The sequence below is a fragment of the Buchnera aphidicola (Chaitoregma tattakana) genome, from assembly GCF_039370165.1.
Classification (GTDB): Bacteria; Pseudomonadota; Gammaproteobacteria; order Enterobacterales; family Enterobacteriaceae; genus Buchnera_G; species Buchnera_G aphidicola_F.
The window spans coordinates 215,757-228,651 of the sequence record NZ_CP134991.1 but is presented as its reverse complement, the minus strand read 5'-3'; the positions used below and the strand labels follow the sequence as shown (position 1 = coordinate 228,651).

The 12,895-nt window shown below is 22.0% G+C and carries 9 protein-coding genes and 1 pseudogene; 4 read left to right on the top strand and 6 right to left on the bottom strand.

All coding sequences use genetic code 11. The annotated features are described in order from the left end of the window. Positions 1-324: 324 nt before the first annotated feature. Both rpsA and tpiA read left to right on the top strand, forming a co-directional pair. Positions 325-1,884 (top strand): annotated as a pseudogene (gene rpsA, locus RJI84_RS01030) (30S ribosomal protein S1); the annotation flags it as partial. A 222-nt stretch (positions 1,885-2,106) separates the two neighbouring features. After that, positions 2,107-2,865: a triose-phosphate isomerase gene (tpiA, locus tag RJI84_RS01025; RefSeq protein WP_343188913.1), complete on the top strand. Its 759-nt coding sequence runs from the start codon at positions 2,107-2,109 to the stop codon at positions 2,863-2,865. On the opposite strand, the gene pfkA is transcribed toward tpiA, so the two are convergent. The 5 genes from pfkA to RJI84_RS01000 form a co-directional block, all read right to left on the bottom strand. Continuing rightward, positions 2,862-3,824: a 6-phosphofructokinase gene (gene pfkA, locus RJI84_RS01020; RefSeq protein WP_343188912.1), complete on the bottom strand. Its 963-nt coding sequence runs from the start codon at positions 3,822-3,824 to the stop codon at positions 2,862-2,864. The genes tpiA and pfkA overlap by 4 nt on opposite strands. A gap of 45 nt (positions 3,825-3,869) precedes the next feature. Beyond that, positions 3,870-4,562, bottom strand: coding sequence for a 2,3-diphosphoglycerate-dependent phosphoglycerate mutase (gpmA, locus tag RJI84_RS01015; protein WP_343188911.1), 693 nt, complete (start codon positions 4,560-4,562; stop codon positions 3,870-3,872). Positions 4,563-4,752: 190 nt separating this feature from the next. After that, positions 4,753-5,919, bottom strand: a complete 1,167-nt coding sequence (locus RJI84_RS01010; protein WP_343188910.1) for a 2-oxo acid dehydrogenase subunit E2 — start codon at positions 5,917-5,919, stop codon at positions 4,753-4,755. 19 nt (positions 5,920-5,938) lie between these two features. Further along, positions 5,939-8,632 (bottom strand): 2-oxoglutarate dehydrogenase E1 component, encoded by a 2,694-nt coding sequence (locus RJI84_RS01005; protein ID WP_343188909.1) that lies wholly within the window; start codon positions 8,630-8,632, stop codon positions 5,939-5,941. 33 nt (positions 8,633-8,665) lie between these two features. Further along, positions 8,666-9,409: a Nif3-like dinuclear metal center hexameric protein gene (locus RJI84_RS01000; protein WP_343189264.1), complete on the bottom strand. Its 744-nt coding sequence runs from the start codon at positions 9,407-9,409 to the stop codon at positions 8,666-8,668. Between the two features lie 308 nt (positions 9,410-9,717). Here RJI84_RS01000 and fldA point away from each other — a divergent pair, with 308 nt between their 5' ends. Beyond that, entirely contained in the window at positions 9,718-10,242 is a 525-nt protein-coding gene (gene fldA, locus RJI84_RS00995; protein WP_343188908.1) for a flavodoxin FldA, read from the top strand. Between the two features lie 120 nt (positions 10,243-10,362). Here the strand turns inward: fldA and gap are convergent, their stop codons facing one another. Next, positions 10,363-11,367 carry a type I glyceraldehyde-3-phosphate dehydrogenase gene (gene gap, locus RJI84_RS00990; protein WP_343188907.1) on the bottom strand — a complete coding sequence of 335 codons (1,005 nt, stop codon included), beginning with the start codon at positions 11,365-11,367 and terminating at the stop codon, positions 10,363-10,365. A 521-nt stretch (positions 11,368-11,888) separates the two neighbouring features. On the opposite strand from gap, the gene RJI84_RS00985 reads away from it, so the two are divergent. Further along, positions 11,889-12,875 (top strand): beta-propeller fold lactonase family protein, encoded by a 987-nt coding sequence (locus RJI84_RS00985; protein ID WP_343188906.1) that lies wholly within the window; start codon positions 11,889-11,891, stop codon positions 12,873-12,875. Positions 12,876-12,895 lie beyond the last annotated feature (20 nt).

The window sequence follows — 12,895 nt, the reverse complement described above, 5'->3', positions numbered from 1 at the left end:
ATATTTTTTTTATGATTTTTTACTAATTAATAAAAAAATTATTAACTAATATGCCAATTTTGTGTGTTGCAAGACTATTATTTTAGTGTTAATTTTAATATTATTTAATTTTTTTTTAAATATTAATTTATTAAAAAAATTATATAGTTTTAAAAAGAAACTAAATTAAGAAAAAATGTTTTAATTATAATTTAGTTATTATAATAATTTTATGAATTGTGTGTAAAAAAGTCTAATATATAAGGAAAATAATTAGTAAAAAAAATATAACTATATTTTGTAGGATACAAAATTTACGTTAAATAATTTTAAAATTTATAAAATATGAATGAGTCATTTATAGAATTGTTTACAAATTCTTTAAAACAGGTTCAAACCAAACCAGGTTCCGTTATTCAAGCGACTATTGTAAATATAGAAAAAGATTTAGTAACATTAGATGCAGGATTAAAGTCAGAATCTAAAATATCTATAGAGCAATTTAAAAATAAGAATGGAGTATTAGACATAAAGATTGGTGATTCTATAGAAGTAGTACTAGATACTGTTGAAGATGGTTTTGGAGAAACAGTATTGTCTAGAGAAAAGGCTAAAAGAAAAGAGTCTTGGAAAAAATTAGAAGATGCTTACAAAAATGTATCCACTGTTAAAGGGACAATAAATGGTAAAGTAAAAGGAGGGTTTACAGTAGAAATAAAAGAAATAAGAGCATTTTTACCTGGGTCTCTAGTAGATATTAGACCAGTAAAAGAAACCTCTAACATAGAAGGTAAAGTTTTAGACTTTAAAGTAATAAAATTAGATAAAAAAAGAAATAATGTTGTAGTGTCTAGAAAAGCTGTTATAGAATTTGAAAATTCTGAAGAAAGAAACAAGTTATTAGAAAGTTTAAAAGAAGGAATAAATATTTTAGGTGTAGTAAAAAATTTAACAGATTATGGAGCATTTATAGATTTAGGTGGGATAGATGGTTTACTGCATATTACAGATATGGCATGGAAAAGAGTAAAACATCCGAATGAAATAGTTAAATTAGGAGAAAAAATTAAAATAAGAGTATTAAAATTTGATAAAGACAATGTTAGAGTATCTTTAGGATTGAAACAACTTAGTAAAGACCCTTGGACAAATATTTCTAAAAAATATCCTATAGGAACCAAAATATCAGGAAAAGTTACTAATTTAACTGATTATGGTTGTTTTGTAGAGATAAAAGAAGGTGTAGAAGGATTAGTTCATATTTCTGAAATGGATTGGAATAATAAAAATATACATCCTACTAAAATCACTAGTTTAAATAATAATATTGAAGTTATGATATTGGATATAGATGAAGACAGAAGAAGAATATCTTTAGGACTAAAACAATGTACAGAAAATCCTTGGAAAAATTTTTCTAAAAAATATAAAAAAGGAGATTTTGTAGATGGTAAGATAAAGTCTATCACTGATTTTGGAATTTTTGTTGGTTTAGATGGAGGAGTAGATGGATTAATTCATCTATCTGATATTTCTTGGTCTCATTCAGGTGAAAAATCTGTTAAAAAGTATAAAAAAAATGAAAATATCACCGCCGCGGTTTTATTAGTGGATGTAGATAAAGAAAGAATTTCTTTAGGAATTAAGCAACTAGAAGAAGATCCGTTTAAAAAATATGTTAAAAAACACAAAAAACACTCTTTAGTAAATGGTAAAATTTCTAAGATTAAAAAAAAAAAAATATATATAAAACTTGATAAAGAAATTAATTCTATATTAGAATTAAATAAATTAGATAATTTTATTATAAACAAAATACTTCTAAAACACGATATTGGAGATGTAATTGAAGTTGAAATAAATAGTTTTGATAAAAAGAATAGAATGGTAAATGTAGTATTTCCAAAAAAATATGTAAAAAAAATTAAAACTATGGATTTAAAATAATAATTTGAATATTACAAACAATATTTTTTAAATCTTTTTAAAATTTTTAATTGTTTATTGGAAATCTTAGAACTAGAAATTACTTCTTTTTTAAAATATGTTTTGTGTTTATATAAAAATCTTCTCTAAGTTACTGACATAGAACAGTAACTTAGTTCAGATAAAAAATGAGGAAACTATATGTTAATATTGGGAAATTGGAAATTAAATGGAAATAAGAATATATTGAATGATTTTTTTTTAGAGTTAGATTTTTTATGCAAAAAATTTCAAATAAAAAATGATATTTCTATATCTCCTCCTATAATATACTTGAGCCAAGCATATAGAATTTTAAAAGAGAATAAAATAAAAGTTACTCTAACATCACAGAATGTTGATATTCATATCAAAGGATCTTTTACAGGTGAAACTTCTATTAATATGTTGAAGGATTTAAATGTTAAATATGTTATAGTTGGTCATTCTGAAAGGAGAGTATATCATAAAGAAGACAATAAAATTATATCGTCTAAGTTTCACATTGTTAAAGAACATAATTTAACACCTGTATTATGTGTAGGTGAAGTAATAAAAGATAATGTTAATAAATCTAAAATGTTTATTAAAAGTCAAATTGATACTATTTTAAACAATTTAGGAGTTGAATCTTTTAGAAAATCTATAATTGCTTATGAGCCAATATGGGCTATAGGATCTAATACTACAGCTGATCCTAATTATGTAAATGAAATTCATTTTTTCATAAAAGAATATATTAGCGATAAAGATATTTTTTTTAAAAAAAATAGAATTTTAGTGCAATATGGAGGATCTGTTTCAGAACAAAACATAAATAATTTCATTAATAAAAAATATATAGATGGATTTCTAATAGGAGGAGCATCTCTAAGTATAAAAACCTTTTTCCCTATAATAAAAATTTTAGAAACTTTTTAACATAATTTTTTAGATAAATTCAACCAATATTGTGTTGAATTTTTCTTTCTTTTATTCAAAGATTTTTCTATATCACTATGTACAATTTTTTCATTTCGTATACCTATGCATCTTCCAGACCATCCATGTATTAATATTTTGACTGCATAAGAACTCATTCTTGTTGCTAAAACTCTATCATAAACAACTGGTGATCCTCCTCTTTGCACATGTCCTAAAATTGTTGCTCTAGTTTCTTTTTTAGTTTTTTTTTCAATGTATTTTGCTAAATTTTTTACATTATATAAATTTTCTGTAATGACTATTATGAAACTCTTTTTATTTTTATTTAGTTTTTTCATTATATTTATTACAATCTTTTCTTTTTCTATTTTTGTTTCAGGAATTATTAAAAATTCACAACCTGCAGCTATAGATGATAATAGAGTAAGGTGCCCACATTTTCTTCCCATAATTTCTACTATGGCAATTCTATTATGAGAATATGACGTATCCCTTATTTTGTCTATAGATTTCACTATTGTTTCTAATGCAGTGTAATATCCTATAGTATAATCTGTACCTACTATATCGTTATCAATAGTGCTCGGAATACTAACGCAAGAAAGCCCCATACTACTTAGTTTTTGTGCTCCCACATATGATCCATCTCCTCCTATTACAACCAATGCATCTATATTTTTTTTTTGTAAATTTTTTATAGCAATAATTCTATTAACTTTTTTTTTAAATTTAGGAAATCTAGATGTCCCTAAAAATGTACCACCTTTGTTAATTATATTAGATACGTTCAAAACATTTAGCTTTTGTATTCTATTTTCATATAAACCTAAAAATCCATTTTTTATTCCAAACATTTCTATTCCTAATTTTATACCTGTAATAACTACCCCTCTTATTGCAGCATTCATTCCAGGCGCATCACCCCCGCTAGTTAGTACTCCAATCTTTTTTATCATATTTTATGGTTTCCATTTTAAAATTTATATTTCTCATAATATTATTCAAAGGTAAAAAAAATTCATTGGCTGTATATCATTGTTAAATTCATATATAATAGGTCTTCCTGTAGGTATATCTAGTTTTAAAATATCTTTTCCATCTATATGATGCAAATATTTTATTAATGCACGAAGAGAATTTCCATGCGCAATTATAACAATTTTTTTTTTTTTTTTTAACTCCGGTAAAATAAATTTGTTCCAATATGGTAGCACTCTATTTACTGTACATTTTAAACTTTCAGATCTAGGTATTATATTATGTTCTAAATGTGAATATTTAGGATCTTTACCTGGAAAATTTTCATCTTCTAAACTCATTTTGGGTGGAGCAGTATTATAACCTCGTCTCCATTCTTGTACTTTTTCTTTTCCATATTTTAGTGCAACGTCTTCTTTATTTAATCCTTGTAAAGATCCATAATGTCTTTCATTTAATCTCCAAGATTTGTATACTGGAATCCAGAGTCTTTTTGTTTTTTTCAGTATTATCCAAGTAGTTCGTATTGCTCTTTGTAATAAAGAAGTAAAAGCTATATCAAAAACAAATTTTTTTTTTAACAATAGTTTAGCTGCATTTTTAGCTTCTTTTTTTCCTTTTTCAGACAGCTTTACATCTATCCATCCTGTAAATTTATTAAGCTTGTTCCAAACGCTTTCACCATGTCTGATTAATACTAATTCTACATTTTTCATATTATTTTATCTTTTTAAAATAAAAATTTATATACATTTTAAATAAAATTTTGTTATTTTCTAATAATACTACTATTTTTTTTAAAAAACAATATTAAGAAATGTTACATTATTTTTTATATTAAATTTTTTTTCTACAATTATAAAACTATAGATATATTTTTTTAAAACATCTATAGTTTTATATTTTTTAAATTTGTATTATAACTCTAGAAAAATCTTCTAAAACATTTTTTATGTGTTTTAAAAAATTTATTGAGCTTTTTCCATCTATTATTCTATGGTCATAAGATAATGATAAATATATCATAGGCATTATTTTTATTTTTTTTTTAATTGCTATTGGTCTTTCTTGAATAGTATTTATCCCTAATATAGCAGTTTGTGGAGGATTTATTATAGGAGTGGAGAATAATGATCCAAAAACACCTCCATTAGATATTGTAAAACTTCCTGAAGACATTTCTGAAATTTTTAAATTTTCATTTTCTGATTTTATTTTTAAATCTAAGATTTTTTTTTCTATTTCTTGCATACTGAGTAGATCTGTGTTTTTTATCAATGGAGCAACTAAACCTTTGTTAGTAGATATTGCTATATTAATATTATAATTGTTATAATATGTAATTGTTTCTCCGTTTGTAGTAGTATTTACTTCAGGAAATTCTTTCAAAGATTCTACAGCTGCCTTTATAAAAAAAGACATAAATCCTAAGTTTATATTATATTTTTTTTTGAAATTTTTTTTATATTTTTCTCTCAATTCTATTATTTGTTTCATATTTACTTCATTAAAAGTTGTTAACATTATTGCATTATTTTTTGTTTCTAACAATCTTTCAGATATTTTTTTTCTTAAATTGCTCATAATTACAGTATAACTGTGTTTTTTTTCTTTATTTTCTTTTTTACAGTTATGTGTTTTACTTGTTTTAACAAAGTTGTTTTTATTTTTTGGATTTTTATCTATATTGTTTATTATGTCTTTTTTTGTAATTCTATTTTTTTTTATTCTATTAAATATTTTTATATTATTTATATGTTTCGATCTAAGTAATCTTCTAACAGTTGGAGATGTTTTTTTTTTTATAAAAACATTTAATTCTTCTACTTCTTTATTAATTTTACCAAGTACTTCCTTTGAATATATTTTTTCTCCTTTTTTTTTATAAATTTTTTTTAATATACCTGATGAAGGAGATTCTATGGACATCAATATTTTGTCTGTTTCTATTTCTAATATGTTTTCATTTTTTTTTATTATGTCGCCTATATTTTTTTTCCACTTTATTATAGTTGCATTTGTAACTGATTCAGGAAGTTCAGGAGCTCTTATTTCTGTTATATTTTGATTCATTTGAAAAAGTTTTCCTTTTTTATGATATAGTTTTTCTTATGATTTTTTCTTGCTCTTCTTTATGTATTCTAATATATCCTGTAGATACAGAGGCTGAAGAATTTCTACTAATACATTTTATTTTAAAACTATGTGGTATAATATTTTCTATACAATTTTTTACAAAAAACCAAGCTCCTTGATTTTTTGGTTCTTCTTGTAACCAAATAAATTTTACAGCATTTTTACATAAACATAATATTTTTAAAATATCATTTTTAGGGAATGGATATAATCTTTCTATTCTTATTATTAATATGTTTTTAATATTTTTTTTTATTATTTTCTCTTGAATATCATAATAAACTTTTCCAGAACAAAAAATTATTTTATATATATTATTATAGCAATGCTGTTTTTTATATATTATGTTTTTAAAATTACTAAAATATATGCTGTGTAACGATTTAAAAGACTTTTTGTTTCTTAACATAGATTTAGGAGACATTATTATTAAGGGAACAACTGTTTTTTGATATATTTGATTTCGTATAATGTGATATAACTGACTAGTGTTAGTAGGTAATACTATTTGAATGTTTTTTTCAGCAGATAACTGCAAAAATCTTTCTAGTCTAGATGAAGAATGCTCTGGTCCTTGTCCTTCATATCCATGAGGTAATAACATTATTAGACTAGATGTTTCTCCCCATTTTTTTTTTCCTGAAACTATAAATTGATCTATTATTACTTGAGCTGAATTAGCAAAATCTCCGAATTGCGCTTCCCATATATTAATAGCATTTCGTGAAGATATAGAATATCCATATTCAAATGCTAGCACAGATTCTTCTGATAATGTAGAATTCCATATATAAAAGTTTGCACTAGTATTTATATTACAAAGAGGTATATAATAAGATTTTGTTTTTTGATCGTGTATAATAGCATGTCTTTGAAAAAATGTTCCTCTAGATACATCTTCTCCAGAAATTCTACATGTTATTCCTTCTTTTAATAAAGTAGCTATTGCTAAAGCTTCAGCTGCTCCCCAGTCAAAGTTAGTCTTTTCTTTTGACATTAATATTCTGTTATTATATATTTTTTTTACAATTTTATGTAAATGAATTTTTTTTGATATGGTATTTATTTTTATAGACAGATCTTTAAAATCTTTGAATGAAATTTTTGATTTTTTGTTTACATTATCTGTCTGTTTTAAAGTGTTATTTATATTTGTAATTTTTTTTAACAATGTATTTTTATATTTTGTATATTGTGTATCTAAAAAATAATTATACTTTTTTTTTATTTTTTTAATTTCTATTTGTGTAATATTTTTTTCTTTAACTAATTCTAATTCATATATTTTATATACAGGCATATGTTTTTTTATTATTTTATACATATGAGGTTGTGTTACATTAGGATCATCAGACTCATGATGCCCATTTCTTCGATAAGATATAACATCTATAAAAACATCTTTATTAAATTTTTGCATAAAATTTATAGCTAAATTTATTACAAAAATTGCTTGTTCTGGAATGTCTGCATTTACGTGAAAAATTGGACATGAAATTATTTTTGAGATGTCTGTACAATATTTACTTGACCTAATTTCTGAAACATGAGAAGTAGTAAATCCTATTTGATTATTAATAACAAGATGAATAGTTCCACCGACTTTAAATCCTTTAGTTTGTGACATGTTTAACGTTTCTTGTACAATACCTTGCCCGCTAATAGACATGTCTCCATGTATTAAGATTGTTATTATATTTTTTGTTTTTTTTAAATTATGATCTAAATAAAATCTTGCAGATCCTAGGACTATAGGATAAATTGATTCAAGATGAGAAGGGTTGTTTTTTATTTCTAATATAATTTTTTTAGGATATTTTAAAATAGTTTTTTTATATCCCAAATGATATTTTACATCATCATATTTTTCAATTTCTACAGATTTGTCATCAAATTCACTAAATATTTTTTTTAAAGATTTGTTAAATATGTTTCTTAAAACATTTATACGTCCTCTATGAGACATTCCTAAAATTACTCTATTTATACTATTTTTTTTAGAATATTCTACTATTTCATGTATTATAGGTATAATAATCTCAGATCCTTCTATAGAGAATCTTTTAGATCCTGGAAACTTTGAATTTAAAAATTTTTCGAAATAGTTAGTTACAATTAAATTTTTTAATAAATTTTTTTTTTTTGATTGTGACAATTTTTTTTTAATATTTTTTTCTAAAAAATTTTTTAACCATATTTTTTCTTTTTTTGAATCTATATGCATATATTCTATTCCGATAGAATTAGCATATATATTTTGCATTTTTTCATATATATATATATAATCTGATTCAATTTTTTTTATTTTTATATTATTAAATACTTGTTTTTTTAAAACTTTATATTTTTTTTTAAAATATGTAAAAATTTTTTTTTTTTCAGTTCCTTGTTTTATAGGATTAGTTTTAGCTATAAAATGTCCATATGATCTAAAAGTAAATATTAATTTTATTATATCATGTTTTTTTATTATACTTTTGTCATTTTTTTTATTATATATTTTTGTTTCTATATTCTTAAAAAGTGCTCGCCATTCTTTTTTTACTGATAATTTGTTTTTTAAAAATTTCAAAAAAATGTTTTCTATATAATTTTGATTATATATATTTAAAACATTATTTTTTTCTATTTTAGAGTTGTCATTTTTCATTTTTTTTATAAAAATTATATTATTTTTAAATAATTAAATTGGATTTTTAATATTTATAAAATTAGTTTCTATTTTATATTTTTTTTGTATCCATTCACCTAATTTTTTTATTCCATCTATTTCTGTAGCGTGATGCCCTGCAGAAAAAAAGTATATTTTATATTCATTTGAATAGTGCATAGTATCTTCTGATACTTCCCCTGTTAAAAAAGCATCTACTCCAAAATTAGCAGCTTCTACAATAAGTTTTTGAGACTTACCACTACACCATGCTATACTTTTAATATCATGTTTTAAGTTTTCATTATAACAAAATGGATTTCTAAAATATTTTTTTTTTATAAGATTTTTTAATTTAATAAATTTAATTTTCTTTTCAAATTCGCCCCAATATAAAAGTTTATTTATTTTTCCTTTTATGTGTATCTTTAATTTTTTTGCGATTTGGACATTATTTCCTATATTTTCATCATAATCTAACGGTAAATGCCAACAATATAAATTTATATTATTTTCTAAAATTAATTTTAACCTAAATCTATTTATTTTGTTCACAACTCGATTTTCATCATTCCAAAACATTCCATGATGTACTATTATAGCGTCTGCATGTTTTAAAATTGCTATATTTATTAATTTTTTACATATACTAACCCCTGTTATTATTTTATGTATTTTTTTAGTACCTTCTACTTGTAGTCCATTATATATGTGATCTTTAAATCTTTTTGCATGCAACTTTTTATTTATAATATTTTCTAATTCTGTATTTGTTATTATATACATAATATATTTATAAAAGTTTTATAATAATATTTAATACATTATATATTTTACAGTTAAATTAAAATATATAAAATTAATTATATTGTTTTATACAAATAATATTTTGTATGACATGTGTTAAATATATATAAAAACTATTTAAGATTTTATTTTTAATATATTTGCATAACATATTTTTTACAAGTTCCATATTATAATACAATCTTATTAATAATTTTTTATTAAAAAAAAATATATAAGCATTTTATTTATAAATTATAAAATTAATTTATTTTATGAAGAAATTTTTAAGGATTTTAATGAACAGAGAAATTGGAATATTTTTTGGAAGTGATACAGGAAATACAGAAATTGTAGCAAAAAAAATTTTAAAAAATATTAATAGCAAAAAAGTTTTTTTATATGACATATCTGATACTAGTAAAGAAATTATAGAAAAATATAAAATATTATTTTTAGGAATTCCTACTTGGTATTATGGAGACTTACAAGCTGACTGGGATGACTTTATTCCCATTTTAAAAACTATTAATTTCAAAAAAAAAGTAGTTGCATTATTTGGATGTGGCGATCAAGAAGATTACTCAGAATATTTTTGCGATGCAATGAAAAAAATATATAAAATTGTGCAAAATAATGGTGCTATTTTAGTTGGAAAATGGCCAATAAAAAATTATTTTTTTAATTCTTCCAAAGCATTGTACGATACAAAAAATTTCGTAGGATTAATTATAGATGAAGACAGACAGCCAGAGTATAGTGATACTAGAATAAAAACTTGGACTAAAAATGTTTTATTAGAGATAGAAAACATAAAAAAATAAATTTAATACAAATAAAATATATATCAATTTTTCAATGTTGTAGTATTATTTCTAGAAATTAGGAATAATACTACTTAATTGTATCTTTAAAATTTATTATATAAATTTTATATTAAATTATTAGTTTGTTTTATTATGCACCATATTTACTAAATCCAATACTTTACTAGAATATCCTAACTCATTATCATACCAGGCGACTAATTTAACAAAATTATTATTTAATGATAACCCTGCCTTTTCATCAAATATAGAAGTAAAAGTACTACCATTAAAATCTGATGAAACCAATTCATCATTTACATAATATATTATGTCTTTCATCTTATTTATAGAATATTCTTTAATTATATTACATATATTTTTATATGTTGACATTTTTTTTAATCTTACTGTAAGATCTACTACAGATACATTAGAAGTTGGTACTCTAAAAGCGATTCCGGTCAATTTTCCGTAGAGTTCAGGTATAACTTTACCTACAGCTAACGCTGCTCCTGTAGAAGAAGGTATTATATTTTGCATTACTCCTCTTCCACCACGCCAATCTTTTTTAGATACACCATCAACAGTTTTTTGTGTAGCAGTTGTAGCATGTATTGTAGTCATTAGACCTTCTATTATTCCTAATTCATCATTAATAATTTTTGCTAGAGGAGCTAAACAATTTGTAGTACATGAAGCATTAGATACTATATCTTCACCTGTATATTTGTCAAAATTAACACCTCTAACAAACATAGGTATATCATCTTTAGTGGGTGCCGTTATTACTACTTTTTTAGCTCCAGATAGTATATGCTTATTCGCACTTTCTCTATCAGAAAAAATTCCAGTAGACTCTACAACTACATCTATAAGAAGTTTACCCCATGATAAGTTTTCTGGGTTTTTTTCTGAAGATATATGTATTTTTTTTCCATCTATCACAAGTAGATTTTTTGTTGTTTGTATATTTTTGTTAAATTTCCCATGTGTAGAATCATATTTTAATAAATATTTTATATATTTTGTATCTAACAAATCATTTATTGCTACTACTTCTATATCAGGTCTAGACTGTGACAGTCTAAAAACTAATCTTCCTATTCTGCCAAAACCATTTATTCCAACTCTTATTTTCATATATTTTACCATTATAAAAAAAAGTATTACATAATATATAACTTTTTTTTTGAGATATTTTTAAAATTTAAAAAATAATATTATGTATTTTAATTTTATTTATAAACTAAATAGTTTAAATTTTACAGAGATTAAAAATCTATTAAAATTATTGTATATTAATTTTATAAAAGTAACAAATATATGTTTTACATTTAATCTTTTTTTATATGTCTTAAAAATGTTCTGTTAGCAAACTTTTTTTAAAAAAAAAGTAATTCTATAATATTATAGTTATGTTTAAATAAAAGAAATTTTTTTATAAATATATTGTCTAAAATATAATTAACAATAATTTTATTATATATGTTTAACAAAAAATATTAAAAAATAATATTAACATATTATATTTATAACAATTATTTTACAAAATTTTTTTTAAAATATTAACAAAAAGCAAATTATTAAAATTTTATATGTTTTTATACGTAAATTTATGTTAAAACTTTTTTATAAAATAAAATATTATTATATATAAAAAAATGAAAAAAATTATTTATGTGTCGTTATCTGGAGAAAATGTTATAAAAGTATTACAGATTTCTAAAAAGATGGAATTTATAGTCATACAAAAATTTAAAACTAATGGTATTCCTCAACCAATATATATATATCCAAAAAAAAAATTATTATATTTAGGAATCAGACCTAATAACAAGATATTAGTACTAAAAATATTAGAAAATGGAATGTTAAAATTTTTTAATAAAATAGATATTAAATATCCTTCTAATCATATAAATATAAACTTTAAAAAAAAAATATTATTTAGTAGTTCTTTTCATGGAAATTGCTTAGAAATGTATAAAATTGATGAAAATTGTATTCCTTATAAAAAATACAATATATTGTTTAACATAAAAGGATGTCATTTTTCATCAGTCACTAAAAATAATAAACTTTTAATATTTTCTGCTATAAAGGAAGATAGAATATATTATTCTAACACAAGAAATTTAAACAAAATAGATAAATCTTTATGTTCACATATAACGTTTGATAAAAATTCAGGTCCTAGACATTTTGTGTTACATAAAAATAAAAAAAACATGTATGTTATAAATGAACTAAATAGTACTATAAATGTAATAAAAATAGATGAAAAAATGAAAATATTACAAAAAATAAAACTAATACCTAATACAGAAAAAAAATTTTGGGCATCTGAAATAGAAATTACTCCATGTAATAAATATTTGTATGCTTCAGATAGAAAAAAAAATGTTATTACATCTTTTAAGATATCAAATAGTGGCGACCAATTAAAGTTATTAAAATTTTATAAAACTGATATTCAGCCAAGATCTTTTAGAATAGACTCTTCTGGAAACTATTTAGTTTCAACAGGAGAAAAATCTAACAGTATGTCACTTTATAAAATAAATATTAATAATGGTCAATTAATTCATTTGATAAAAAATTTTTTTATAGGTAAAAATCCTATTTGGGTAAATTTTTATGATATATAAATTTAATATTTATTAAATAA

What these genes read in the sequence shown, in the direction of transcription:
- RJI84_RS01005 (WP_343188909.1), bottom strand. Translation starts at nt 8,632, where the DNA reads ATGAAAAATGACAACTCTAAAATAGAAAAAAATAATGTTTTAAATATA.
- RJI84_RS01010 (WP_343188910.1), bottom strand. Translation starts at nt 5,919, where the DNA reads ATGAATCAAAATATAACAGAAATAAGAGCTCCTGAACTTCCTGAATCA.
- RJI84_RS00985 (WP_343188906.1), top strand. Translation starts at nt 11,889, where the DNA reads ATGAAAAAAATTATTTATGTGTCGTTATCTGGAGAAAATGTTATAAAA.
- gap (WP_343188907.1), bottom strand. Translation starts at nt 11,367, where the DNA reads ATGAAAATAAGAGTTGGAATAAATGGTTTTGGCAGAATAGGAAGATTA.
- gpmA (WP_343188911.1), bottom strand. Translation starts at nt 4,562, where the DNA reads ATGAAAAATGTAGAATTAGTATTAATCAGACATGGTGAAAGCGTTTGG.
- pfkA (WP_343188912.1), bottom strand. Translation starts at nt 3,824, where the DNA reads ATGATAAAAAAGATTGGAGTACTAACTAGCGGGGGTGATGCGCCTGGA.
- fldA (WP_343188908.1), top strand. Translation starts at nt 9,718, where the DNA reads ATGAACAGAGAAATTGGAATATTTTTTGGAAGTGATACAGGAAATACA.
- tpiA (WP_343188913.1), top strand. Translation starts at nt 2,107, where the DNA reads ATGTTAATATTGGGAAATTGGAAATTAAATGGAAATAAGAATATATTG.